The sequence below is a fragment of the Curtobacterium sp. MCBD17_035 genome, assembly GCF_003234815.2.
In the GTDB taxonomy this organism is placed as follows: domain Bacteria; phylum Actinomycetota; class Actinomycetes; order Actinomycetales; family Microbacteriaceae; genus Curtobacterium.
Genome location: NZ_CP126279.1, coordinates 2,486,879 through 2,511,892, shown reverse-complemented (window position 1 = coordinate 2,511,892; position 25,014 = coordinate 2,486,879). Strand labels below are relative to the sequence as shown.

The following is a 25,014-nucleotide window of genomic DNA, read 5'->3' as shown; positions in this document are numbered from 1 at the left end:
GCCGCCGCTCTAGACTGGTCGGCATCCCACGAACCGATCGACGGAGCACCATGCCTGACATCACGAGCGAGCAGGTCGCGCATCTGGCGCACCTCGCACGCATCGCACTCACGCCGGACGAGATCAGCCGCCTGACCGGGGAGCTCTCGCAGATCGTCGAGAGCGTCGCCAAGGTGAGCGAGGTCGCGACGCCCGACGTGCCCTCGACCAGTCACCCGATCCCGCTGCAGAACGTGTTCCGACCGGACGAGGTCGGCCAGACGCTGACGCAGGAGCAGGCCCTCGCGGGTGCGCCGGACTCCGACGGCTCCCGGTTCCGGGTCACCGCGATCCTGGGAGAGGAACAGTGAGCGCCGAGATCACCGGGATGACCGCGGCGGCGCTCGCCGACGCGCTCGTCTCCCGCGACCTGTCGAGCGTGGAGGTCACCCAGGCCCACCTGGACCGCATCGCCGCCGTCGACACCGACGTGCACGCGTTCCTCCACGTCAACGAGTCCGCGCTCGCCGTGGCCCAGGCCGTGGACGCTCGGCGCGCCGCGGGTGACGCTCTCGGCCCGCTCGCCGGGGTGCCCGTCGCCATCAAGGACGTCCTCTGCACGCAGGACATGCCCACGACCTCCGGCTCGCGGATCCTCGAAGGCTGGGTGCCGCCGTACGACGCCACGGTCGTCGCCCGGCTCCGCCAGGCGGGCATGGTCCCGCTCGGCAAGACCAACATGGACGAGTTCGCCATGGGATCGTCGACCGAGTTCTCGGCGTACGGTCCCACGCGCAACCCGTGGGACCTCGACCGCATCCCGGGAGGCTCGGGGGGCGGCTCCGCAGCGGCCGTCGCCGCGTACGAGGCACCGGTCGCGCTCGGCAGCGACACGGGTGGATCGATCCGCCAGCCGGGTGCGGTGACCGGAACGGTCGGTGTCAAGCCGACGTACGGCGGCGTGAGCCGCTACGGTGCGATCGCGCTCGCGTCCTCACTGGACCAGGTGGGGCCCGTGTCACGGACGGTGCTCGACGCCGCGCTCGTGCACGACGTCATCGGCGGACACGACCCGCGCGACTCGACGTCCCTCACCGACGCCTGGCCGTCCTTCGCGGACGCCGCTCGCTCCGGTCTCCAGGACGGCACCCTGGCCGGGGTCCGGATCGGCGTCGTGAAGGAGCTCGGTGGCGACGGCTTCCAGGCCGGCGTCACGCAGCGCTTCACCGAGACCGTCGCCCTGCTCGAGTCGGCCGGGGCCACGGTGGTCGAGATCGACGCGCCGAGCTTCGCGTACGCGATCAGCGCGTACTACCTGATCCTCCCGGCCGAGGCCTCGTCGAACCTCGCCAAGTTCGACTCGGTCCGGTTCGGCATGCGCGTCACGCCCGCGGCCGGTGGCACGGTCGAGGACGTCATGGCGGCGACGCGCGAGGCCGGCTTCGGTCCGGAGGTCAAGCGCCGCATCATCCTCGGCACGTACGCCCTGAGCGCCGGCTACTACGACGCGTACTACGGCAGCGCGCAGAAGGTCCGCACGCTCGTGCAGCGTGACTTCGACCGCGCCTTCGAACAGGTCGACCTGCTCGTCAGCCCCAGTGCGCCCACCACGGCGTTCCCCCTCGGCGAGAAGATCGACGACCCGCTCGCGATGTACCTCAACGACCTCACGACGATCCCCGCGAACCTCGCCGGGATCCCGGGCATGAGCATCCCCATGGGGTTGGCACCCGAGGACGGCCTGCCCACGGGCGTGCAGCTCATGGCACCCGCGCGTCAGGACGCCCGCCTCTACCGGTACGGCGCGGCGCTCGAGCGTCTGCTCGAGGACTCGTGGGGGCGCACCCTCATCTCGCAGGTCCCCGACCTCGACGAGACTCAGCAGTCGGCAGCGGAAGAAGGCGTGATCTGATGGCCAAGGACGCACTCATGGACTTCGACGAGGCGATCGAGCGCTTCGAGCCCGTGCTCGGGTTCGAGGTCCACGTCGAGCTCGCGACGAAGACCAAGATGTTCTCCGACGCGCCGAACTTCTTCGGCGGCGAGCCGAACACCAACATCACGCCGGTCGACCTCGGGCTGCCCGGGTCGCTCCCGGTCGTGAACGAGCAGGCGATCCGCTACTCGATCAGCCTCGGACTGGCGCTCGGCTGCTCGATCGCCGAGTCCTCGCGCTTCGCCCGGAAGAACTACTTCTACCCGGACCTGGCGAAGAACTACCAGATCTCCCAGTACGACGAGCCCATCGCGTTCGACGGGTCGGTCGAGGTCGAGCTCGCCGACGGCACCATGTTCACGGTGCCGATCGAGCGTGCCCACATGGAAGAGGACGCCGGCAAGCTGACGCACGTCGGTGGCGCCACGGGCCGCATCCAGGGCGCCGAGTACTCCCTGGTCGACTACAACCGAGCGGGCGTGCCGCTCGTCGAGATCGTCACGCGTCCCATCTTCGGGGCGGAGCACCGCGCGCCCGAGCTCGGTGCCGCCTACGTGCAGACCATCCGCGACGTCGTCCGGGCGCTCGGGGTGTCCGAGGCGCGGATGGAGCGCGGGAACCTGCGGTGCGACGCGAACGTGTCGCTGCGCCCTCGCGGGCAGGAGCGCCTGGGGACGCGCACCGAGACGAAGAACGTCAACTCGTTCCGCGCGGTCGAGCGTGCGGTGCGTTACGAGATCCAGCGGCAGGCCGCGATCCTCGCCAACGGCGGGACGATCACGCAAGAGACCCGTCACTGGCACGAGGACACCGGCCGTACCTCGGCGGGGCGTCCGAAGTCCGACGCTGACGACTACCGCTACTTCCCCGAGCCCGATCTGCTGCCCGTGGTGCCCGCGCCCGAGCTCATCGAGGAACTCCGCGCGGCCCTTCCGGAAGCCCCGGCGGCGCGCCGTCGTCGTCTCAAGGCCGAATGGGGGTTCGCGGACCTGGAGTTCCAGGACGTCGTGAACGGCGGTCTGCTCGTCGAGGTCGAGGAGACAGTCGCCGCCGGCGCGCAACCGCAGTCCGCCCGGAAGTGGTGGACGGGCGAGATCAGCCGCATCGCCAACGCCCAGGACGCCGCTCCGGCCGATCTCGTGTCGCCCACACAGGTGGCCGAGCTCATCGCGCTCGTCGACACCGGGGACCTCACGGACCGGCTCGCCCGTCAGGTGCTCGAGGGCGTCATCGCCGGCGAGGGGTCGCCGGCCGAGGTCGTCGAGTCCCGCGGCCTGAAGGTCGTGTCGGACGACACCGCGCTCATCGCCGCCATCGACCAGGCGCTCGGTGCCCAGCCGGACGTCCTGGGCAAGATCCGCGACGGCAAGGTGCAGGCCGCCGGTGCGATCATCGGCGCCGTCATGAAGGCGATGAAGGGTCAGGCGGACGCCGCCCGTGTCCGTGAGCTGGTGTTGGAGCGCGCGCAGGCCTGACCTCGCGCTGCCCGGCGGTACGGCCGAGATCGTCGTCCCGCCGCCACGAGGCGTGACCCCGTGGTCGGTCCCGATCCGACGTTCCCGGATCGCATGACGACCACGGGGTGCATCGCGCCTGGGCGGCGCGCGGGGGCCGGTGGCAGGATGAATCGTGCCCGCAATCATCCGCGCCGTCGGTACGGCCGTCCCGCCCACCACCCTCGACCAGCGGGCGGTGCAGGGGCTGTTCGCGGCGCAGCCGGCGTTGAGTCGGCTCGGACAGCGCATCGTCGGGGCTGCGTTCGGTGCCTCGGCGGTCGACCAGCGGCACACCGTGCTCTCCGAACTCCTCCACGAGGGCGCGAGCGACTTCGTCGATGAGCACGGGGTCATCCGCTCACCGTCGACCCGGTTCCGCAACGACCGCTACCGCGAGACCGCGCTCCCGTTGTTCGTCGCCGCTGCCGCCGACGCGCTCTCGAAGGCGGACATCGCGGCCGACCAGGTCACCCACGTCGTCACGGTGTCCTGCACGGGGTTCACGCAGCCGGGCCCGGACCTCGCCGTGGCGACGGAACTCGGCATGCGGCCGGGGGTGTTCCGCCACCACATCGGGTTCATGGGCTGCTACGCCGCGTTCCCGGCACTCCGGACCGCGGCGGCGTTCTGCGCCGAGGACCCCGACGCCGTCGTGCTCGTCGTGTGCGCGGAGCTCTGCACCCTGCACATCCGGGCCTCCGACGACCCGGACCAGATCGTCGCCAACAGCGTGTTCGGTGACGGAGCGGCCGCGGCGGTCGTGACCCCGGACCTCCCGGACGCGCGGTTCACCGCGGAGCCGGACCCCGACGCGCCCCTGGCCCTGCGGCTCGACGCGTTCGCGTCGTCGGTGATCCCGGAGGGAGCCGGCGACATGGCGTGGAACATCGGCGACGAGGGCTTCGAGATGGTGTTGTCCTCGGCCGTGCCCCACCTCATCGAGCAGCACGTGGCAGAAGCCGTGGCGCCGGTCCTCGCGGCGATCGAGTGTGACGACGCGACGTCGGTACCGCTCTGGGCGGTGCATCCGGGCGGCCGGGCCATCCTCGACCGGGTCGAGGACGAACTGCAGCTGCCCGCGATGGCGATCGACGCCTCCCGTCGCGTGCTGGCCGAGCACGGGAACATGTCGAGCGGCACCGTCTTGTTCGTGCTCGACCGCATCCTGCAGGACGGGGCGGAGCCCGGCAGCCGCGTCGTCGCCCTCGCGTTCGGCCCGGGACTGACGGTGGAGACGGCAGCGCTCGAGGTCGTGCGAGCGTGAACGCGGCGGTCGGGACAGGCCCGGATCTGCAGCACCGGCGGGGCGCGCGCGTCTTCGGCGAGCCCCTGCGTCCGGACCTCAGCGTCCGAGCGACGGACCTCGCCGAGGTCATGGACGACCCCGCATGCGACCCTCGTGCCCTCGACCGGACCTTCCGGCGCTTCGCGATCGTCAATCCGCTCGTCGGCGGCTGGCGTGGGGTCTGGCGGCGGTTCGTGCGGCCGGTCCTCCCGGTCGAGCGGCCCGCGCGCGTGCTCGACCTCGGATGCGGCGGCGGCGACGTGGCGCGCTCGATCGCGAGGTGGGCGCACGCCTCCGGACATCGCGTCGAGGTCGTCGGCATCGACCCCGACCCCCGGGCGATCCGGGCGGCGGAGCGGACGACCACCGACGGCGTGGTCTTCCGGCGGGCGTCGAGCGAGGACCTCGTCGCGGCGGGGGAGCGGTTCGACGTGGTGGTGTCGAACCACGTCCTGCACCACCTCGACGATGCGGCACGGGCGGCGTTCCTCGCGGACTCGGTGACGCTCGCGACGCGCCGGGTCGTGCACAGCGACATCCGACGCTCGGCGGCGGCCTACCGCGCGTACGCGCTCGGGGTCGTACCGGTGGCCGCCGGGACCTTCGTCCGCGTCGACGGGCTGCGCTCGATCCGTCGGAGCTACACCGCGGGCGAGTTGCGCGGCGTCCTGCCCGAGGGGACGCCGTGGCACGTGGTTGAAGCGGCACCCCATCGCCTGCTCGCCGTGCACGACGCCTGAGCGCGACGAGCGCGACGAGCGCGACGAGAGCGACGAGCGACGAGCGACGAGCGCGACGAGCGGCGGAACGCGATGAGCGCGACGAGCGGCGGAACGCGATGAGCGCGGCGTCGGCGTCACCGCCGCGTCGCGTGGGCCGGGTGGCTGACCACCGCCCGCGCTCCCGGCCCACGCACCGCCGCTACGGGCGGAGCAGCACCTTGACGGCGCGGCGCTCGTCCATCGCCGCGTAGGCCTCGGCGGCCTCCTCGAGGGGCAGTTCCAGGTCGAACACGCGCCCCGGGTCGACGGCGCGCGAGAGCACGTCGGGCAGCAGCTCCGGCAGGTAGGCGCGCACCGGGGCGACCCCACCGGCGACGGTGATGTTCTTGCCGAACAGGAACGACATCGGGAGCTCCGGGCCACCCGCGGGAACGCCGACGTACCCGACGGCGCCGCCGGGCCGCACCACGCGCAGCGCCTGGTCCATGCTCTCCTTGGTGCCCACGGCCTCCAGGGCGCAGTCGGCGAGCTCGCCGCCGAGCAGGGCGCGGACCTCGTCGATGCCCTCGTCACCGCGGGTGGCGACGATGTCCGTCGCACCGAACTCGCGCGCGATCCGCTGGCGGTCCTCGTGGCGGCTCATCGCGATGATGCGGTCGGCGCCGAGCCGGGCAGCCGCGAGCACGGCGCACAGGCCGACTGCGCCGTCGCCGACCACCACGACCGTCTTGCCGGGGCCGACCCCAGCGGAGACCGCGGCGTGGTGCCCGGTCGAGAAGACGTCCGAGAGCGTGAGGAGCGAGGGCACGAGCGCGTCGTCGACGGGGCCGGGGACGACCACGAGGGTCGCCTCCGCGTCGGGGACCCGCACGATCTCGGCCTGGGCGCCACCCATCGGGTGGCCGTAGGGGTCCTGCTTGCCGCCGAACACCGAACCGTGTTCGCAGCTCGACGTGATGCCGTGGCGGCACGCCTGGCAGGTCCCGTCGTTCGTCGTGAACGGCGCGATGACGAAGTCGCCGGGGGCGATGGTCGTGACCGCGTCGCCGACCTCGGTGACGGTGCCCACGAACTCGTGGCCGATCGTGTGCGGCTCGACCGGGCGGACGCCGCGGTACGGCCACAGGTCGGAGCCGCAGACGCAGGCGGCGACGACCCGGACGACGACGTCGCCCGGCTCGATGATGGTGGGGTCGTCGCGGTCCTCGACGCGGATGTCGCGGGCGGCGTGGATGACGGTGGCACGCATGGGGTGGCCTCTCGGGGTGGGGTGGATGCTCCCGGCACCACGACGCACCGCGCCGCCGGGCCGGGGAGGGGATGCCTCGACGTTACCCTCGGCGGGTGCAATCGGGATCCGGCGACGACCGCTACGGCTCCGACGTGCTCGCCGGGGACTGGCGAGCACAGGGACGGAAGACGGTGCGGGAGGTCCCGCTCGAACGGGACATGGTGCTCGAGGACCCCGCGTCGGGATGGGCGGGCGCGGTCGTCCGGCTCGAGGCCGGTCTCGTCGAACTCGAGGACTGGAAGGGGCGCACGCGCTCGTTCCCCGCGACGGGGCAGTTCCTGCTCGAGGGGGAGCTCGTGCGGCTCGGGCGTCCCGCCGCGCCGATCGGCGGGCGCGCCGCGAACCGGCCGGGAGGCGCGGCGCCCGGCACCGGGACCGCCACCGGCCGGGCACGCACCGCGTCCGGCAGCTTCGCGGTGGGACCACAGCGGGCGCGGGTCGCCCTGCCCTCCCGGATCATGGTGGAGGGCCGCCACGACGCGGAACTCGTCGAGAAGGTGTGGGGCGCGGACCTCCGCGTCGAGGGCGTCGTCGTCGAGTACCTGTCGGGGGTGGACAACCTCGCCGACGTCCTCGAGGAGTTCCGGCCCGAGCGTGGACGCCGCGTCGGGGTCCTCGTCGACCACCTCGTGCCCGGGTCGAAGGAGTCTCGGTTCGCCGATGCCGTGATGCGGGGCAAATGGGGTCGGCACGTCCTCGTGGTGGGGCACCCCTACGTGGACGTGTGGCAGTCGGTGAAGCCGGCGCGACTCGGACTGCGCGAGTGGCCGACGATCCCGCGGTCGATCGAGTGGAAGCACGGCATCTGCGACGCGCTCGGGTGGCCCCACGAGTCCCAGGCCGACATCGCGCACGCGTGGCAGCGGATCCTCGGGCAGGTGCGGACGTACGCCGACCTGGAGCCGGCGTTGCTCGGCCGGGTCGAGGAGTTGATCGACTTCGTCACCGAAGCAGCTTGATCCTGCGGCTCGCAGGCTCGCGCTGCGGTCCTGCACAGAGATGGGTTCTGCACCGTTCGGTGCGGGACGGGGGCGCACCGGGCCTCCCGACCGTACCCTTGAGGGGTGGACGGGATCGACGGGCGCGTGCGGACCGCGGTCGACGTCTGGCTCCGCTGGTTGCCGCGGTGGCAGATCGGGTCGGCCCGGCCACGGACGCGCATCTGCCGGCGCTGCGTGGGGTCCCCGATCGCGACCGCGGCGGGGTTCGGTCCGGACGTGCCGCATCCGGTCCAGCACGCGCTGATCGGTCGGGTCTCGACCATCATCGACGACGCCGTGGACGACTACACGGCCAAGAACCTGCCGCTGCTCAAGCGTGAACTCGACCGCTCCGACGCACGGAAGCGGTCCGCGGGGTACCAGCCGGCCGACGGACTGTCGCCGGAGTTCCAGGGTCTCGACGTCGACCCGGAACCCGAGCCCGGCTCGCCGTTCCTGTTCACGCTCGCCGAACTCACCGGCACCGGAGCCCAGGCGACGTCGCCACGGGAACCGCTGTCGGACGAGGCCAAGGCCGCGCTGCACCACGAGATCGCGCTGTCGGACGAGTGCGCTCGGGCCACCGGGACGGCGGTGTGCCTCGCGCTGGTGGAACACCGCGACCGCATCGCCGAGGCCATCGAGCGCCTGGTGGAACCGCAGATCGAGGCCCTGGTGTCCGACATGTTCCGCGGGCTCGACGTGCCGGGCACGCCCCCGCGCGGCGGCCTGTTCTGATCGTGGCTGTCATCGGGCCGGCACGGATCGGGGTGCCGACCGCCGCTCGGTGTTGGTGCACGAGTCGGTGCGCGACAATGGCTTCGTGACCACACGCACCTTCGGCTGGCTCGCGGCCGTGATCGACGTCGTCCTCGTCGTCGTCTTCGCGCTCATCGGACGGTTCTCGCACGGCGAGGGGGCCACGCCCGTGACGCTGTGGATCACGGCCTACCCGTTCCTCGCGGGCTGGGCGATCGCCTACGTCACGAGCGGGGCGTGGTCCCGGCCGCTGGCGCTGTGGCCGACCGGTGTCGTGGCCTGGATCCTCACCGTGCTCGTCGGCATGGCGATCCGGGTCACCGCGGGGCAGGGCGTCGAGCACGGGAATCCGTTGCCCGTGTCGTTCTTCATCGTGGCCAGTGTGGTCCTCGGGGTGTTCCTGCTCGGCTGGCGCGCGATCGTCGGGCCGATCGTGCGGCGGGGCGAGCGCCGCGGCGGGGCCGTCGCGCACGCCTGAGCGGCGATTCACGGCGCGTCGGCGGCGGCTCGCAGCGTGAGCTGTCCACGGTGCGGCGCGGCGCGGCGGTCCGCCCGCCGCGCCCCGCACCAGCGGCGCCGCGCCCCGCACCAGCGGCGACCGCTGACCAGCGGCGCCCCGAAGCAGCGGCGCCCAGAACCAGCGGCGCCCCGAAGCAGCGCGGTGACGAGTGACCAGCGGTGACAATTCAGGAGTCCTGGTGCGTGGTGGGGGTGGGCCGTGCCTCCCGGCTCGGTGTTCCTGCGTTGTCGACCGGTGGGGTCTGACGCGGGGCGAGGTGGACTTCGTGCGCGAGGCGCGACCTTCAGGCGAGGCGCGGCGCGGCGCGGCCTCGGCCGCGAGGTTCTGGGCCGGAGCTGGGACTCGCGGCTGTGCGGCCCTGGCTGCGGAGGTGGGGCCTCCAGGGCGGGGGTGACAACTCAGGAGTCCTGGTGCGCGGCGGGGGTGTGCCGTGCCTCCCGGCTCGGTGTTCCTGCGTTGTCGACCGCGCCGGTACGGGCAGAGCGGGGGACACCGGTGCGGCCTGGAACGGACGGGGGGACGCAAGCCGTCCTCTCGGGACCGCGCCCGCGCCCGCCGACCGCCGGCCGCGCGCGCCCGCGCCTGCCGCCTCGCGCCCGCGCCTGCCGCCTCCAGCCCGCGCCTGCCGCGCGTACCCGCGCCCGCCGCCCCCGCGCTCGCCCGCCGCGCCCACGTCGGGGCGCGACAACGCCCGCGTCCGCGCGCCGCCGCTACTCGACCCCGATGTCCTCGTTCCAGAGCGTCGGCTCCTCGGCGATGAACGTGCGCATCATGGCGACGAGGTCCGGGTCATCCAGGATCGTGACCTCGACGCCCTGCTCCCGCAGCCAGTCGTGACCGCCGGAGAACGTCTCCGCCTCACCGATCACGACGCGGGAGATGCCGAACTGCTTGACGAGGCCCGAGCAGTACCAGCAGGGCGACAGCGTCGTCACCATCGTCGTGCCCGAGTAGCCGGGCTGCCGTCCGGCGTTGCGGAACGCGTTCGTCTCGGCGTGCATCGACGCGTCGTCGTCCTGCACGCGCCGGTTGTGGCCGCTGCCGAGCAGGGTGCCGTCGGCGGCGAACAGCGCGGCGCCGATCGGGATCCCACCCTCGACGAGCCCCTGCTCCGCCTCGGCGCGGGCAACGGCCAGCTGCTCCTCGGCGGTCGTGAAGCGCGGCCCGGCGCCGACCGGTTCCGGGCCCGCCGCGGTGGCTGGGTCGTCCGCCACGGCACCGAGGCCGGACGCCGCTGCCGCGTCCTGCACCGATCCACCGGGGACCGCCGACGGGGCCGCGTCGCCGCTCGCTCCCTCGGCCGGGAGGCCCGTCGCCGGGTCCCTGGGATCACCACCGGGATGCCGGACGGTCGGCTCCTGCGGCTCGGCCGGCTCCCGCGGTTCGGCCGGCTCCTCGACGTCGGTCATGCGACGTCGTCCGCGCCGTCGACGCCGATGACGGTGTCGGGGGCCTCGGCGAGCGGACCGCCGACGGCCGGCTTCGCGACGCGGAATAGCAGGAAGTACGCCACGAACGCGACGACGAACCCGACGAGCGGGGTGAGGTCGCCGACCGGGGTCGCCTTGGCGACGGGACCTTCGTAGAACGTCTGGTTCGAGAACAACCACACGGACAGCACGCCGCCGATGAGGAACGCGGTGATGCCCGCCCAGTTGCGGTACCGGACGCGGTCGGGGATGAACTGCGCGATGGACGTGCCGCGACGCAGGATCCGGTCCGCGAACACGACCCCGAGCCATGGCGCGATCCAGTAGGCGATGACGAGGAGGAAGTTCTCGTACTTCTCGCCGGCGTCGGGCAGGGCCCAGAGCGCGACGAAGAACCCGATGATGCCGAACCCGACGGCGACGATGGCCCGGCGCAGCCCGAACCGGATGCGAACGCCCGCGGCGAGGAACGACATCGCGCCGGAGTAGATGTTGAGCGAGTTGGCGGCGATGGCGCCCACTGCGATCGCGATGAGCGTCAGGTCGCGGATCACGACCGGGAGGCTCGACGTGAACGACCCGGTCGGGTCGCCCGGGTCGAACCCACCGATGGTGACGGCTGCCGCGCCCGCCGCCATGAGGACGGTGCACGACACGAAGTCGCCGATGCCCGCGGCCCAGCCGGCGGTGCGGCGGGATGCGCTGGCGGGCAGGTACCGGGTGTAGTCGGACGCGTAGGGGTTCCAGCCGGCGGCGTAACCGAACGCCGCGCTCACGGTGAGGGTGAAGCCGGCGAAGGAGTAGCCCCCGCCCTTCGGGGTGTACTCGAGGTGGGCGTGGGAGAAGATCACGATCGTCGCGATGAGGAAGATGATCCCGAGGATGTACGACGCGTAGCGCTCGAACACCTGGACGAGGTCGTGGCCGACGAACGCCACGGCGACCTCGAGCACCACGACGATGATCAGCGCGAGCCACGTGCTCATGCCGGTGAGGGTCGACAGCGCCAGCGCGCCGGAGACCGAGTTCGTGGCGAACCAGCCCAGGCCGGCCATGATCGTGTTGATGCCCGCCGGCAGGATGTTGCCGAGGAACCCGAACGCGGTGCGGCTCAGCACGAGCTGTGCGAGACCCTCACGCGGCCCCCACGTCGACAGGATGCCCTGTGTGATCGACCCGAGTGCGTTGCCGATGATGAGGGCGATCATCGCCCAGCGGAAGTCGAGCCCGAAGAACAGCACCGCGATGACGCCGACGTAGATCGTGGCGAACTCGAGGTTCGGCGCGGTCCAGGTGGCCGCGAGCTGCCACGGGGAGCCGTGACGGGCGGAAGCGGGGATGGCCTCGATGCCGCCGGGTTCGACGCGGCTCGGGCGGGCGTGCACGGGGGACGGTGCAGTGGTGGTCACTGAGGAAGCCTACGAGCGCCCGCGGCCGGCCGGGGTCGTGATGGCCGGTTCGTCACACGCTCTTTACACGGCGGCGCGAGGCCGTCGCCGGTTCCCAGCATGCTCCCAGTGCTCTTCGGTCGACTCTGAGCACGTGTACAGCGGAAGCGGCGGCCGTCGCCGTAGTGTCGGACGCCCCGACGAGCTCTGCTCGGCGGTCACACGAACGGAAGGCACACCATGGGATTCCTCGATCGACTGCTCGGGCGCGAGGACCGATCGCAGCCGGGCGGTGGCCGACAGGCATGGCCGACGAACGCCGACCCGTACGGGCAGCAGTCCGCTGCGGGCTACCGCTACGGTCAGCAGTCGTACGACGTGCCACCGGGTGCTGCGCGTACCGCGTCCGCGGGATCGTCGACGCCCCCGAGCGAGGACGAACTCGCGGTGGAGCGCTACCGCTACCTCCTGCGTACGGCGCCGCCCGAGCGCATCGAGGACGTCCACGCCGAGGCCTTCGCCCGGTTGACGTCCGAGCAGCGACGCATGGTGTTCGACGAGTTGTCGCGCACCGCGCCCGCCGGTGAGGCTCCTCGCGCCGACGACCCCCGCTCGCTCGCGCAGGCCGCGACGCGGTCGGAGATCCGGCAACCGGGGACCCTCGAGCGGTCGCTCGGCGGCTGGGGCGGTGGGTACGGGGGTCGCGGCGCGTACGGCGGTGCGAGCGCGTTCGGCGGCGGATTCGGCGGGTTCGGCGGGTACGGGAGGTCCGGGTCCGGTTTCGGGAGCATGCTCGGTGCCTCGCTCCTCGGCTCCGTCGCGGGCTACGTCATCGGGTCGACGATCATGAGCGCCTTCCTGCCCGAGCCCGGCATGTTCGGTGAGCCGGTCGACGCGAGTGGGGCGGACGACGGGAGTGACGGCAGTGGTGACGACGGTGACGACGGTGGCGACGGTGGCGGCGGGGGCGACGGCAGCGGGGATGACGGCAGCGGGGCGGACGGCACCGACGTCGGCGCGGACGGCGGCGGCTACGAGGCAGCGGGGTGGGACTCCGGATCGGGCCTCGACGCAGGGTCCGACTGGGGTGGAGGATTCGACCAGGACCTCGGCGGGTTCGACGTCTGAGGTCATCGGCCGCACCGGTCGCGCGGCCGCACACGAGGAACACCGGGAACACGCGTCGAAGGAGTCGCCGTGCCGTTCATCGAAGCCGTCGGGCTGACGAAGACCTACCGCGCGAAGACGGGGCCGGTCCATGCCCTGGCGGGGCTCGACCTCGCCGTGCCCGAGGGCAGCGTCACCGCGTTGCTCGGCCCGAACGGCGCGGGCAAGACGACCGCCGTCAAGGTCCTGACGACCCTCACGCGCCCGGACTCCGGACGCGTGAGGGTCGCGGGGACCGATGTCGTCGCGGAGCCCCAGCGCATCCGACGGCGCATCGGGGTGTCGGGTCAGTACGCGGCCGTGGACGAGAACCTGACGGGGTTCGAGAACCTCGACATGATCGGGCGGCTGTACCACCTGGGGCGGTCGGCCTCGCGTCGTCGCGCGCGGGAGCTCATCGAGGCGTTCGGGTTGACCGAGGCGGGCGACCGGCCCGTCAAGGGGTTCTCGGGCGGGATGCGCCGGCGGATCGACCTCGCCGGCGCGCTCGTGGCGAAGCCCCCGGTGCTGTTCCTCGACGAGCCGACGACCGGCCTCGACCCGCGGAGCCGCCTCGGGCTCTGGGACGTCATCGAGGGCCTCGTCGCCGAGGGCACCACGGTGCTCCTGACGACGCAGTACTTGGAGGAAGCGGACCGGCTCGCCGACGACATCGCCGTGATCGACGGCGGCCGGGTGATCGCCCACGGGACGGCGGACGAGTTGAAGAGCCGTGTGGGCGGGCACCGCGTGGTGGTCACGCTCGTGTCGGCGGACGACCGGGCGGCCGCGGCGGCAGTGCTCGAGCGGCACGGGGACGGATCCGTCGAGATCGGTGGGGACGGCCGGACCCTCTCGGTCGCCGTCCGGTCGGGCCCGTCGGCGCTCCGCGCGGCCCTGGCCGAGCTCGCCGAGGCGGAGGTGGACCTCCACGACGCCGGGATGCGACGCCCCACGCTCGACGACGTGTTCCTGCGCCTCACCGGGCACGCCGCGACGACGGAACCCGATGCCGACGCCGGGGACCCGACCACCGCGACGGACGCGACCACGGTGACCGGGCCTCCCGGGCCGGAGGACCGTGCGGCGTCGACGCCGGAGATCCCGGCCTCGTCGGGGACGGCACGGCGATGACCGCGACCGCGCAGCTCCCCGTCGTGCGCGACCGTCGCGTCGCGGCATGGTGCAACGACGGCTGGACCGTGACCCGGCGCAACCTCCTCAAGATCCGCCGCTCCCCGGACATGCTCGTGTTCGCGGTGCTGCAGCCGATCATGTTCGTGTTGCTGTTCAGCCAGGTGTACGGCGGGGCGATCGCCGTGCGTGGTACCGACTACACGCAGTTCCTCATGGCCGGGATCTTCGCGCAGACCGTGGTGTTCGGCGCGACGTTCTCGGGCTACAGCATGGCCCAGGACCTGAAGGAGGGGATCATCGACCGGTTCCGGACCCTGCCGATGAGTCCGTCCGCCGTGCTCGTCGGGCGGACCAACGGGGACCTCGTCCTCAACGGGATCTCGGTCCTGATCATGATGCTCACGGGCCTGGCGGTCGGCTGGCGGGTGCACTCGTCGCCGGGGGAGTTCGTCGCCGGCCTCGTCCTGCTCCTCGCGTTCAGCTACGCGTTCAGCTGGGTGATGGCGCTGCTCGGCATGAGCGTCCGGTCGCCCGAGGTGATCAACAACGCCTCCTTCATGATCCTGTTCCCCATCACGTTCATCTCGAACGCGTTCGTGCCGAGCGACACCCTGCCGCTGGTGCTGCGGGTGTTCGCCGAGTGGAACCCGGTGTCGTCGCTCGTGCAGGCCGTCCGGCAACTGTTCGGCAACGTGGGGAGCAGTCCCGTCCCCGACGTCTGGACCATGCAGCACCCGGTCGCCACGGTGCTCGTCGGCATCGTGGTGCTGCTCGTCGTGTTCGTCCCCTGGAGCGTGCGGAAGTACGCCTCGATCAGCAAGCGGTAGGTCGCTGCGCTTCCCCAGGCGGGGACGCCGCCCGCAGAATAGGCTGCTCGCGCCATGACGACGACCGACCCCCGCCCCTCCCTGCCGGGTCCCGGAGCAGCGGACCGCGACGCCACCGAGCCGCGGCTCGACCGGAGCACCCGCCTGCGGCGCTGGATGTTGCAGGGCGCCGAGAGCTCGGGCGCCCACGAGGGCCCGCACCAGGTCGAGGTGGAGCGCACCCACTCGTGGTGGCGCGTGATGTGCCTCACGGGCGTCGACTACTTCTCCACCCTGGGGTACCAGCCGGCCATCGCGGCGCTCGCCGCGGGGCTGCTGTCGCCGATCGCGACGGTGGTGCTCGTGCTCGTCACGCTGTTCGGCGCGCTCCCGGTGTACCGGCGGGTCGCGCAGGACAGCTTCCGCGGAGCCGGGTCGATCGCCATGCTCGAGAAGCTCCTGCCGTGGTGGGCGGGCAAGCTCCTCGTCCTCGTCCTGCTCGGGTTCGCCGTGACGGACTTCATGATCACGATCACGCTGTCGGCGGCGGACGCCACGGCGCACCTCGCCGAGAACCCGTACACGCCGCACTGGTTCACCGACATCCCCGTGCCCCTGACGCTCGCACTCATCGCCCTGCTCGGCGTCGTGTTCCTCCGCGGGTTCCGCGAGGCGATCGGCATCGCCGTGGTGCTCGTGTCCGTGTACCTCGTCCTCAACCTCGTCGTGGTCGCCGTGGCGCTCGTGCACGTGCTGAGCCGTCCCTCCCTGGCCACGGACTGGTGGTCGGGACTGACCGCACAGCACGCCGATCCACTCGCGATGATCGGGATCGCGTTGCTCGTGTTCCCGAAGCTCGCGCTCGGTCTGTCCGGGTTCGAGACCGGGGTGTCGGTCATGCCACAGGTGGACGGCGGGAACGGGGACGTGCCGGGGAAGCGCCCGGAGGGGCGGATCCGGGGGACCCGGCGCCTCCTCACCACTGCCGCGCTCATCATGAGCTCGTTCCTCATCCTGTCGAGCGTCGTCACCACGTTCCTCATCCCGCAGAAGGAGTTCCAGCCGGGTGGCGAGGCCAACGGCCGAGCGCTCGCCTTCCTGGCCCACGAGTACCTGGGGAGCGTCTTCGGGAGCGTGTACGACGCCTCCACCATCGCGATCCTGTGGTTCGCGGGCGCGAGCGCGATGGCGGGCCTGCTCAACCTCGTTCCGCGGTTCCTGCCGCGCTACGGGATGGCGTCGCAATGGGCTCGAGCCGTCCGGCCGCTCGTGCTCATCTTCACGCTCATCGCGTTCGCCATCACCCTGATCTTCAAGGCGGACGTCGACGCCCAGGGTGGTGCCTACGCCACGGGGGTGCTCGTGCTCATCACGAGCGCATCGGTCGCCGTGACCCTGTCGGCACGGCGGAAGCGGCAGCGGGGCCGGACCATCGCGTTCGGCGTCATCACGCTCGTGTTCGGCTACACGACCGTGGCGAACGTCATCGAACGCCCCGACGGCGTGCGGATCGCGGCGGTGTTCATCCTGGCGATCGTCGTCGTGTCGCTGCTCTCGCGGGTGCGCCGGTCGTTCGAGCTCCGGGCATCGTCGATCGAGCTCGACGCCGTCGCGCAGCAGTTCGTCGTGGGCGATGCCGACCAGTTCGGGCAGGTGTGCATCATCGCGAACGAGCCGGACGACGGGAGCGCCGAGGAGTACCGGACCAAGGGCAAGATCGAGCGTCGGTCGAGCGGCATCCCCGCGCGCGTCCCGACGATCTTCCTCGAGGTGTACCCGGCGGACTCGTCGGACTTCGAGGAGGACCTCAAGATCGAGGGCGTCGTCAAGCACGGCTTCCGGATCCTCCGTGTGCGCTCGGGCACCGTCCCCAACACGATCGCGTCGACGCTCCTCGCCGTCCGCGACCTCACCGGCGTCGTGCCGAGCATCTACTTCGCGTGGACCGAGGGCAGCCCCATCCGCAACATGGTGCGCTTCCTGTTCACCGGCGCCGGCGAGGTCGCACCGGTCACGCGCGAGGTGCTCCGCGAGGCCGAGCCGGACGTCGCCCGCCGTCCCGTCGTCCACGTGTCCTGAGGCGCGGCGCGGGTGCTCACAATCGCCCGCGGTGCGCAACTCAGGAAAGCGGGCCCGGTGGCGCGCTCGTGGCGTGCCTCCCGGGCCCGTGTTCCTGATCTGTCACCAGCGCGCTGTGCTGGGGCGGGGGCCGCGGCGGGCCGCGGTTGCGCCGCGGCCGGCGCCGGGCAGTGCCGCGGCCAGGGCTGGTGCCGGTGCCGGGGCCGGTGCCGGTGCCGGTGCCAGGGCTGGTACCGGTGCCGGTGTCGGGGCCGGTGCCGGGAGGCGCGGGTCGGGGTCGGCTGGTCGGCGCGCGTCGTCGATGGGGCGAAGCGGGCGCGGTGCGGCCGTCGTCATGGGTGGCCTATTCAGGAACGCGAGTGTCCGGCAGTGCCGCGGCGTCCCTCCCGGTGTCGTGTTCCTGATCCGTCGTCCGCGGCGCGGCGCGGGCTGGGCAGGTCGGCGCAGGTCGGGAGGTGGGGACGTGGTGGGCCCAGCCCGTCCGTCGCCATGGTGTGGCCAAATCAGGAATGCGAGCCCGTTGGTGGCTCCGCAGCGCCCCTCGCGATGCCTGCTTCCTGATTTGTCGCCGGCGGCGGCAGCAGCGGCTGCCGCGCGCGGACGTCGGTTCAGGAAAGCGGGTCGGGTGGCGGGCCCGTGGCGTCCCTCCCGGCGTCCGGTTCCTGATTCGTCGTCCGCCAGCCGTCGGGAGGTGCGGCGTGCGCCCGGCACGTCGGGGACGCGCAGGGCGCGGTACGTCTCGTCGCCGGAGGCGGACAACTCAGGAGAACAGGTGGGGTGGCGGGCCTGTGGCGTCCCTCCCGGCGTCGTTTTCCTGAATTGTCTGCCTGGCAGCTGCTGGCTACCGGAATCCACGCGCGACGGCCGTACCACGGGCAGCGCCACCGGGCCGCGACGCCGCTGGGCCGCGCAACGCCGCCGAGCCCCGCGCCGCCGCCGCTACGCGTCCGCGCCGGTGATGCGGTCCCGCACCTTGCGCCGGAGCACCTTGCCGATCATCGAGCGGGGCAGGTCCTCGACCACCACGACGCGACGCGGCACCTTGTACGGGGCGAGGTGCTCCCGGGCGTACTCACGGAGCGCGTCGGCCGAGAACGTGGCGGGGTCGGTGGGCACGACCGCCGCCACGACCTGCTCGTTGCCGCCCGTGGTGATGCCGACGACGGCGACCTCGCGGACCAGGGGCGAGCGGATGAGCGTGTCCTCGACCTCGGACGGCGAGACGTTGAAGCCGCCCGTGATGATGAGTTCCTTGAGGCGGTCGACGATCGACACGAAGCCGTCCTCGTCGATCGAGACGATGTCACCCGTGCGGAACCAGCCGTCGGCCGTGAACGCCTCGTCCGTGGCGTCTGCGCGCCCCCAGTAACCCTGGAACACCTGCGGACCCTTGACGAGCAGCTCGCCCGGCTGCCCGACCGGGACGTCCTTCGAGGGGTCGTCCGGGTCGCCGACGCGGATGTCGGTCGACGGGAACGGGAGGCCGATCGTGCCGAGTCGCCGAGCGTCGGAGACCGGGTTCGCCATGATGACGGGAGACGTCTCGGACAGGCCGTAGCCCTCGACCAGGACGCCGCCGGTCTTGGCCTCCCACGGCTCGATGACGGCCTGCGAGAGCGGCATGGCACCCGAGATGCCGATCTCGATGCCCCGCAGCGAGACCTTCTTGCCGGCGGCGTGCTCGAGTCGGGCGTAGATCGGCGGCACCGCGGGCAGGAACGTCGGCGGATGGCGCTTCATCGCGGCGAGCACGAGCTGCGGGTCGAACGCGGGGAACAGGACGAGCCGCGACGCCATGCTCATCGCGAACGTCAGGCAGAGCGTCAGGCCGTAGGCGTGGAACATCGGCAGGATCGCGTAGACGACGCTGTCACCGGGCTTGATCTGGGGGATCCACGCCCGCGCCTGCGCCGCGTTCGCCAGGAGGTTCCGGTGCGTCAGGACCGCGCCCTTCGGGTTCCCCATCGTGCCGGACGTGTACTGGATGAGCGCCGTGTCGGTGGTCGCCGGGCGGGGGTGCCTCCGGGAGAGCCGGCGGCCGTCGACGAGCGACTCCCAGCGCGTCGTCCCGCGGACCTTCGTCGTCAGCTTCGCACGGGACTCGCGCGCCTTCGCCACGGGGAGCGCGAGCGCCGCCCGGGTGGACCGGGGCATCGCACGCGTCATGTCGACCGAGACGATCGCGTCGAGCGCCAGGTCGATCGGGAAGTCCTGGAGCGTCGCCACCGACTTGTCCCACGCGATCGCCACCTTGGCGCCGTGGTCCTCGAACTGGTGCCGGAGTTCCCGCGGCGTGTAGAGCGGGTTGTGCTCCACGACGATCGCGCCGAGCCGGAGCACCGCGTAGAACGCGACGACGTGCTGCGGGCAGTTCGGCAGGACGATGGCGACGCGGTCGCCCGCTCCGACCCCGAGCTGCTGCAGTCCGTGGGCCGCGCGCTCGATCTGCGCCTGCAGTTCCCGGTAGGTCGTCGTCGCGCCGAAGAACTCGAGGGCGACGTTGCGCGGGTAGCGGGCCGCGGAGCCCTCGACGAGGTCGAGCAACGACCCGGTGGGCTCGTCGATGTCGAACGGGACTCCAGGGGCGTAGCTGCGCTGCCAAGGCCGTGGCGTGTCGGTGCTCACCCGTTCACCCTAGAGGCGGCCCGATGCCCGCGCTCAGGCGACTCCCCGGCGTGCGAGGGACGATCCGTGCATGGTTTCCCTGGCCACGGCGATGCGCGATCGCCTCAACGCCACGTTCACGGGCAGCGCCACCGAGCGGCCCCAGTGGATCGGCGATCTCGAGCACGGCACCGACGAGGGGTTCTTCGGCCCCGACTCCGCGACGTGGGCGGTGCACGGCGGCATGTCCACCATCGTCGCGGGCGTGCGGGCGCTCCTCGTGCAGGCGCTGCACCCGGGGGCGCTCGCCGGGGTCGCCGACCACTCCCGCTACCGCGAGGACCCCTTCGGCCGGCTCGCGGGCACCATCCGCTGGATCTACACCGTCTCGCACGGCGACACCGCGACGGCGACGGCCGCGAGCGAGTGGGTCCTCCGGCTGCACGAGCGGGTCCGGGGCGAGTTCACGGACGCCCACGGCGTCACCCGCCCCTACAGCGCGAACGACCCGGACCTCCTCCGCTGGGTGCATCTGGCGTTCGCGGACTCGTTCCTGCGGACGGCCGAGCTCTGGGGCGAGCGCATCCCCGGCGGCGCCGACGCCTACGTGCGCGAGTGGGCGACGGCAGGGCGACTCATGCGTGTGGACGGGCCGCCGGAGTCCGACGAGGAACTGCGCGCCCAGCTCGACGGGTACCTCGACCGCGGGGACCTCGCCGTCACGGACCGCACGCACGAGGTCGTCTCGTTCATCCGGAACCCGCCCCTGTCCCGGATGCTCCGGCCCGGGTACCGCGTGCTGTTCGACGGCGCGGTGGCGTCGCTCGACCCGCGGCACCGGAAGCTCCTCGGCCTCCGGGCGCCGGGCGTCGGACCGCTGCCCGCACCGGCGATCGCCTCGACGCGGCTCGTGCTCGACGGCATCGGCAGGGTGCTCGGTGGGCGGAGCGGCACCGAGCGGGTCGCCCTGGCACGCATCGACCGGCTCCGCGCGGAACAGCAGGCGGCCTGACGGACGTGGGCCGCGCCTCCCGACCGGACGGCCTGGAGGCGCGGGTCGGCCTGACGGACGCGGGCCGCGCCTCCCGACCGGACGGCCTGGAGGCGCGGCCCACGACCGCGACGGACGCTCAGAACCCGGAGGGGTACCGGGGCGTGTAGGGCTCCTCGAGCCGAGCGATCTCGTCGGTGGTGAGCTCGAGCTCCACGCCCGCGACGGCGTCGTCGATGTGGTGTTCCTTGGTCGCACCGATGATCGGGGCCGTGATCGAGGACTTGCCAGCCACCCAGGCGAGCGCGACCTGTGCCATGGTGACCCCGCGCTCCGACGCGATCGCGGCGACCGCGTCGACGATCGCCTTGTTCGACTCCTCGCCCTGCTTGTAGAGCGTCTTGCCGAACTCGTCCGTGCCCTCGCGCTTCGTGCCGCCCTCACCCCAGGGGCGGGTGACCTTGCCGCGGGCCAGGGGGCTCCACGGGATCACGCCGACGCCGGTGGCCTCGCAGAAGGGGAGCATCTCGCGCTCCTCCTCGCGCTCGAGCAGGTTCACCTGGTCCTGCATCGACACGAACTTCGTCCAGCCGTGCCGCTCGGCGACGTGCTGCATCTCGGCGAACTGCCACGCCCACATGCTCGAGGCGCCGATGTATCGCGCCTTGCCGGACTTGACGACGTCGTGCAGGGCCTCCATCGTCTCCTCGATCGGCGTGTTCGGGTCGAAGCGGTGGATCTGGTAGAGGTCGACGTAGTCGGTGCCGAGCCGCTGCAGCGAGGCGTCGATCTCGTGCATGATCGACACCCGGCTCAGGCCGGCGCCGTTGCGGCCCTCGCGCATGCGGTTGAACACCTTGGTGGCGATCACGACCTCCTCGCGCGGAGCGAGCTCCTTGAGGACGGTGCCCGTGATCTCCTCGCTCGAGCCGAGGGAGTACACGTTCGCGGTGTCGAACGTCGTGATGCCCGCTTCGTAGGCGCGACGGATGAACGGGCGGGCGTCGTCGAGGCCGACGCTCCACTCGTGCGAACCCCTGGCGGGGTCCCCGTAGCTCATCATGCCGAGCACGACGGCGCTGATCTCGAGTCCCGAGTTGCCCAGTCGGACGGTCTTCATGCGGTGATCCTCTCGTCGCGGCCGGTGACGGCGAGCAGCCGCGTCTGCAGCGGGGCGTCGTCGTCGACCTGGATTGGTGCGTCGTAGAGACCGCTCGCGGCGAGCGAGTCGATCTGGGGTTCGAAGACGGTCCACACGGCCTCGACGAGTTCGAGCGGCAGGTGCTCGTCCGAATGCGTGGCGCGGGCGAGGTCCCACGTGTGGATCGTGATGTCGGAGGTCTGCTCGGCGAGGTACTCCGCGGCGGGCACCGTGTCCGTCGCCAGGTGTACGGGGGTGTCGTCGGGCGCGTTCCGCCAGGCCTCCGTCGCGGCGACGGAGAACCGGGTCCACGCGGCGACGAGGTCCTCGCCGATCGGCTCGAGCTCGTCGTGGGCCTGTTCGTGGTCGTGGCCTGCGAGCAGGTGTGGGATCCACCGCTGCTCGTCGATGACGTGGGTGACGAGGTCGCGCGTCGACCACTCCGTGTCGGGCGTCGGCGCGTCCCAGTCGGTGACCTGCTCGAGGCGACGGCCGAACTCGGCTGCCGCGAGCGCCTGCAGGGTGATCCAGTCGAAGGCCATGGTCGGGCTCCTGTCTCGGGTCCTGGTGCGGGATGCGGTGCCTGCGGGGCAACGTGCCCGGCGGGCGGCGTGTTCCCCGCGGTCTCGGCCCGGGCGCGTCCTGCTGGTCGGGCGTCACCACGCTACTCGTGCAGTGGGTGCGGTGGGTGGCGGGGTGCGGTGGGTGTGCGCGGATGCGGTGGGTGTGCGCGGATGCGGTGGCGTCCGTGGTTCGCCGTGGGCGCCGGCGAGCCGGCGCGCTGGTGCGCTGGCTCGCGCGCTCGCGCGCTCGTGCGCTCGTGTGCTCGTGCGCGCCTCGCACGCGCGTGCGCGATGCGGGCTGCCGGCCATGTCGCGTCGACAGATCAGGAACACGCGGTCGGGAGGGACGGGTCGGGGCTGCCGCGGACCTCCTGTCCTGCGTTGTCACCAGGCTGCCCGCACGCCGGTGGGGGAGGGCCGCGGGGTGCCGCTGACGGTTCGGAGGAGATGCAGCGTGCGCGCGGGTGGGCAGCGGTGCAGCGAGAGCGTGTCCAGCAGATCCCCGTCCGATCGACGACTCAGGAATCCTCGGCCGGGAGGGGCGTGGCGGCTCCGTCTCCTGCCTGCCGTCCTGAGTTGTCGGCGGCGGAGCGGGGCCCGCATCCGCGGCGGGATGGGAGCGGCGCCCGCGTTGCGTCGACGGTCCAGGCGTGCGCTGCTTGGAGGGACGCGACAGGGCCGCCGCGAGCCTCCCGTCCTGCACGGACCCGGACCCGGACCTGGACCCGGAACGGACTCGGACCCGGAACGGACCCGGACCCCGAACCCGGCCCGGACCCCGGCCGGAGCCCGGACCCCGGCCCGGACCCGGACCCGGACGCGGCGGAGCCCCGACGCGCGCACGCGTCGGGGCTCCGTGTCCCGGTGGGCCTGCGGCCCCGAGGGAGGTGACTCAGGCCGCCTGGAGGACGAGCTGGATGTCGAGGGTGATCGTGACGTCGTTGCCGAGCGTGAACCCGCCGGCCTCGAGCGCCGCGTTCCAGTTCACGCCGAACTCGGTGCGGTCGATCTTCGTGGTGGCCTCGGCGCCGAGCTTGGTCTGGCCGTAGCCGTCGGTGGTGATGCCGCCGAGCTCGGTCTTCAGCGTGACGGGCTTGGTGACGCCGCGGAGGGTGAGCTCGCCGTCGATGAGGAGGTCGTCGCCGTGCTCCCGGATGCCCGTCGAGCGGAACACCATCTGCGGGTGCTCGTCCGCGGCGAAGAAGTCGCTCGTCGCGAGGTGCTGGTCGCGGGCCTCCTGGCCGGTCTTGACGCTGGCGATGTCGATGGTCGCCTCGATGGTCGACTCGAGCGGGTTCTCGGCGGTGACGGCGGTCACGTCGAAGGTCTGGAACGTGCCCTTGACCTTGCTGATGGCGAGGTGGCGGACGGAGAAGCTGACCTCGGAGTGGGTCGGGTCGAGCTTCCAGGTGCCGGCGATGTAGCCGGGGATGGCGGCGGCGGTGATGGCCATGGAGTTCTCCTCGTGGTGCTGGGACGTTCGTCGCGGCCCGGTGACCGCTGGTCGATGCAAGCGCATCGGTCGGCAGTCTAACCCGGGATCGACGAAAATGGTTGTAGCGACTACTAAACGGTCGGGACGCGCGTGTCGCCGTGGGACCCGACCGCCCGGATCAGGCCGGACGGGAGGTCGGGGAGACCGACTTCGACGCGTCGCGCTCCGCGATCGAGCCGATGGCGTCGTCGATGCGCTGCATCGCCTCGGCGTCGAGGGTCACCCCCGCCGCGACGACGTTGTCGACGACCTGCTGCGGCCGGGAGGCTCCGATGATGGCCGACGCGACGTTGTCGTTCTGCAGGACCCACGCGATCGACAGCTGCGCCATCGACAGGCCGAGGTCGTCCGCGATCGGCTGCAGGGCCTGGACGCGCTCGAGCACGTCGTCGCGCATCCAGCGCGAGATCATCTGCGCGCCGCCCTTCTCGTCCGTCGCGCGGGAGCCCTCGGGGAGCGGCTGACCCGGCTTGTACTTGCCCGTCAGCACACCCTGGGCGATCGGGGAGAACACGATCTGCGACAGCCCGAGCTGCTTCGAGGTCGGGATGACCTCGCCCTCGATCACGCGCCAGAGCATCGAGTACTGCGGCTGGTTCGCGATGAGCTGGAACCCGAGCTGCTGGGCGAGCTCGTGTCCGGCACGGATCTGGTCCGCGGTCCACTCGGAGACACCGATGTAGAGAGCCTTGCCCTGCCGCACCACGTCGGCGAAGGCCTGCATGGTCTCCTCGAGGGGCGTCTCGTGGTCGTAACGGTGCGCCTGGTAGAGGTCGACGTAGTCGGTCTGGAGGCGCTGCAGCGAACCGTCGATCGACTCGAGGATGTGCTTTCGCGAGAGGCCGACGTCGTTGTGCCCCTTCGGGCCGGTCGGCCAGTACACCTTCGTGAAGACCTCGAGGGACTGCCGCCGCTCGCCCTTGAGCGCCTCGCCGAGGACGGTCTCGGCGGCCGTGTTCGCGTACGTGTCCGCCGTGTCGAACGTGGTGATGCCGGCGTCGAGGGCCGCGCGCACACACTGCGTCGCGACGTCGTTCTCGACCTGCGACCCGTGGGTGAGCCAGTTGCCGTAGGTGATCTCGGAGATCTTCAGTCCGCTGTTGCCGAGGTATCGGAATTCCATGCTCCGGACGCTACCGGAACGGTACCGATCCGGCGCTCGGAAGGGCGCCCCGGGCCTCCCGGCCGACCTGCCGGCGTGTGTCGGGGATGTGAACGTCGGGTGACGCGCCCCTGGCAATGGCCTGCACATGTCTGTACCCGGCC

Annotated in this window: 21 protein-coding genes; 13 read left to right on the top strand and 8 right to left on the bottom strand. The window is 72.1% G+C overall.

The features are described from left to right. Positions 1-50: 50 nt before the first annotated feature. The 5 genes from gatC to DEI93_RS11835 all read left to right on the top strand — a co-directional run bounded on the left by gatC (position 51) and on the right by DEI93_RS11835 (position 5,436). Positions 51-350, top strand: coding sequence for an Asp-tRNA(Asn)/Glu-tRNA(Gln) amidotransferase subunit GatC (gene gatC / locus DEI93_RS11855; protein ID WP_111011576.1), 300 nt, complete (start codon positions 51-53; stop codon positions 348-350). Positions 351-367: 17 nt separating this feature from the next. Further along, on the top strand, positions 368-1,891 hold the full coding sequence (gene gatA, locus DEI93_RS11850; protein WP_111120619.1) for an Asp-tRNA(Asn)/Glu-tRNA(Gln) amidotransferase subunit GatA: 1,524 nt from the start codon (positions 368-370) through the stop codon (positions 1,889-1,891). After that, on the top strand, positions 1,891-3,390 hold the full coding sequence (gene gatB / locus DEI93_RS11845; protein ID WP_111013616.1) for an Asp-tRNA(Asn)/Glu-tRNA(Gln) amidotransferase subunit GatB: 1,500 nt from the start codon (positions 1,891-1,893) through the stop codon (positions 3,388-3,390). The genes gatA and gatB overlap by 1 nt, the downstream gene beginning before the upstream one ends. 154 nt (positions 3,391-3,544) lie before the next feature. Next, positions 3,545-4,675: a type III polyketide synthase gene (locus DEI93_RS11840; RefSeq protein WP_111011574.1), complete on the top strand. Its 1,131-nt coding sequence runs from the start codon at positions 3,545-3,547 to the stop codon at positions 4,673-4,675. Further along, positions 4,672-5,436, top strand: coding sequence for a methyltransferase domain-containing protein (locus tag DEI93_RS11835; protein WP_258370182.1), 765 nt, complete (start codon positions 4,672-4,674; stop codon positions 5,434-5,436). Before DEI93_RS11840 ends, DEI93_RS11835 begins: the two co-directional genes overlap by 4 nt. Positions 5,437-5,617: 181 nt before the next feature. Here DEI93_RS11835 and DEI93_RS11830 read toward each other — a convergent pair whose 3' ends face one another. After that, positions 5,618-6,667 (bottom strand): zinc-binding dehydrogenase, encoded by a 1,050-nt coding sequence (locus tag DEI93_RS11830; RefSeq protein ID WP_111011573.1) that lies wholly within the window; start codon positions 6,665-6,667, stop codon positions 5,618-5,620. Positions 6,668-6,762: 95 nt separating this feature from the next. Between DEI93_RS11830 and DEI93_RS11825 the strand changes: the two genes are divergently transcribed. The 3 genes from DEI93_RS11825 (at position 6,763) to DEI93_RS11815 (ending at position 8,926) form a co-directional block, all read left to right on the top strand. Next, the gene (locus DEI93_RS11825) at positions 6,763-7,668 is read left to right on the top strand and encodes a DUF3097 domain-containing protein (protein WP_258372350.1); all 906 of its coding nucleotides are present in this window, start codon (positions 6,763-6,765) and stop codon (positions 7,666-7,668) included. 105 nt (positions 7,669-7,773) lie between these two features. Further along, a complete protein-coding gene (locus DEI93_RS11820) occupies positions 7,774-8,427 on the top strand; it encodes a spermidine/putrescine ABC transporter substrate-binding protein (RefSeq protein WP_181435257.1) in 654 nt (217 codons plus the stop codon). An 85-nt stretch (positions 8,428-8,512) separates the two neighbouring features. Then, complete coding sequence (locus DEI93_RS11815) at positions 8,513-8,926, top strand: DUF3054 domain-containing protein (RefSeq protein ID WP_111011584.1); 414 nt, start codon at positions 8,513-8,515, stop codon at positions 8,924-8,926. A 752-nt stretch (positions 8,927-9,678) separates the two neighbouring features. On the opposite strand, the gene DEI93_RS11810 is transcribed toward DEI93_RS11815, so the two are convergent. Next, positions 9,679-10,377, bottom strand: coding sequence for a nucleoside deaminase (locus DEI93_RS11810; protein ID WP_111120607.1), 699 nt, complete (start codon positions 10,375-10,377; stop codon positions 9,679-9,681). After that, positions 10,374-11,807: a purine-cytosine permease family protein gene (locus DEI93_RS11805; RefSeq protein WP_111027704.1), complete on the bottom strand. Its 1,434-nt coding sequence runs from the start codon at positions 11,805-11,807 to the stop codon at positions 10,374-10,376. The genes DEI93_RS11810 and DEI93_RS11805 overlap by 4 nt, the downstream gene beginning before the upstream one ends. Positions 11,808-12,026: 219 nt before the next feature. Here DEI93_RS11805 and DEI93_RS11800 point away from each other — a divergent pair, with 219 nt between their 5' ends. The 4 genes from DEI93_RS11800 to DEI93_RS11785 all read left to right on the top strand — a co-directional run bounded on the left by DEI93_RS11800 (position 12,027) and on the right by DEI93_RS11785 (position 16,954). Further along, positions 12,027-12,914 carry a hypothetical protein gene (locus DEI93_RS11800; RefSeq protein ID WP_111120608.1) on the top strand — a complete coding sequence of 296 codons (888 nt, stop codon included), beginning with the start codon at positions 12,027-12,029 and terminating at the stop codon, positions 12,912-12,914. Positions 12,915-12,983: 69 nt separating this feature from the next. Continuing rightward, on the top strand, positions 12,984-14,066 hold the full coding sequence (locus tag DEI93_RS11795; RefSeq protein ID WP_111120609.1) for an ATP-binding cassette domain-containing protein: 1,083 nt from the start codon (positions 12,984-12,986) through the stop codon (positions 14,064-14,066). Next, positions 14,063-14,896 (top strand): ABC transporter permease, encoded by an 834-nt coding sequence (locus DEI93_RS11790; protein WP_111120610.1) that lies wholly within the window; start codon positions 14,063-14,065, stop codon positions 14,894-14,896. Before DEI93_RS11795 ends, DEI93_RS11790 begins: the two co-directional genes overlap by 4 nt. A 54-nt stretch (positions 14,897-14,950) precedes the next feature. Beyond that, positions 14,951-16,954, top strand: a complete 2,004-nt coding sequence (locus tag DEI93_RS11785; RefSeq protein WP_258372351.1) for an APC family permease — start codon at positions 14,951-14,953, stop codon at positions 16,952-16,954. A 939-nt stretch (positions 16,955-17,893) separates the two neighbouring features. Here the strand turns inward: DEI93_RS11785 and DEI93_RS11780 are convergent. Continuing rightward, positions 17,894-19,579, bottom strand: coding sequence for a long-chain-fatty-acid--CoA ligase (locus DEI93_RS11780; protein ID WP_111120611.1), 1,686 nt, complete (start codon positions 19,577-19,579; stop codon positions 17,894-17,896). A gap of 70 nt (positions 19,580-19,649) precedes the next feature. Between DEI93_RS11780 and DEI93_RS11775 the strand changes: the two genes are divergently transcribed. After that, the gene (locus DEI93_RS11775) at positions 19,650-20,570 is read left to right on the top strand and encodes an oxygenase MpaB family protein (protein WP_111120612.1); all 921 of its coding nucleotides are present in this window, start codon (positions 19,650-19,652) and stop codon (positions 20,568-20,570) included. Between the two features lie 118 nt (positions 20,571-20,688). Here the strand turns inward: DEI93_RS11775 and DEI93_RS11770 are convergent, their stop codons facing one another. The 4 genes from DEI93_RS11770 to DEI93_RS11755 form a co-directional block, all read right to left on the bottom strand. Then, on the bottom strand, positions 20,689-21,669 hold the full coding sequence (locus tag DEI93_RS11770) for an aldo/keto reductase (protein ID WP_111011597.1): 981 nt from the start codon (positions 21,667-21,669) through the stop codon (positions 20,689-20,691). Continuing rightward, positions 21,666-22,232 (bottom strand): TIGR03086 family metal-binding protein, encoded by a 567-nt coding sequence (locus tag DEI93_RS11765; RefSeq protein ID WP_111120613.1) that lies wholly within the window; start codon positions 22,230-22,232, stop codon positions 21,666-21,668. The genes DEI93_RS11770 and DEI93_RS11765 overlap by 4 nt, the downstream gene beginning before the upstream one ends. Before the next feature lie 913 nt (positions 22,233-23,145). Continuing rightward, positions 23,146-23,706: a YceI family protein gene (locus DEI93_RS11760; RefSeq protein ID WP_111011595.1), complete on the bottom strand. Its 561-nt coding sequence runs from the start codon at positions 23,704-23,706 to the stop codon at positions 23,146-23,148. A gap of 160 nt (positions 23,707-23,866) precedes the next feature. Continuing rightward, positions 23,867-24,871: an aldo/keto reductase family protein gene (locus DEI93_RS11755; RefSeq protein ID WP_111037496.1), complete on the bottom strand. Its 1,005-nt coding sequence runs from the start codon at positions 24,869-24,871 to the stop codon at positions 23,867-23,869. Positions 24,872-25,014 lie beyond the last annotated feature (143 nt).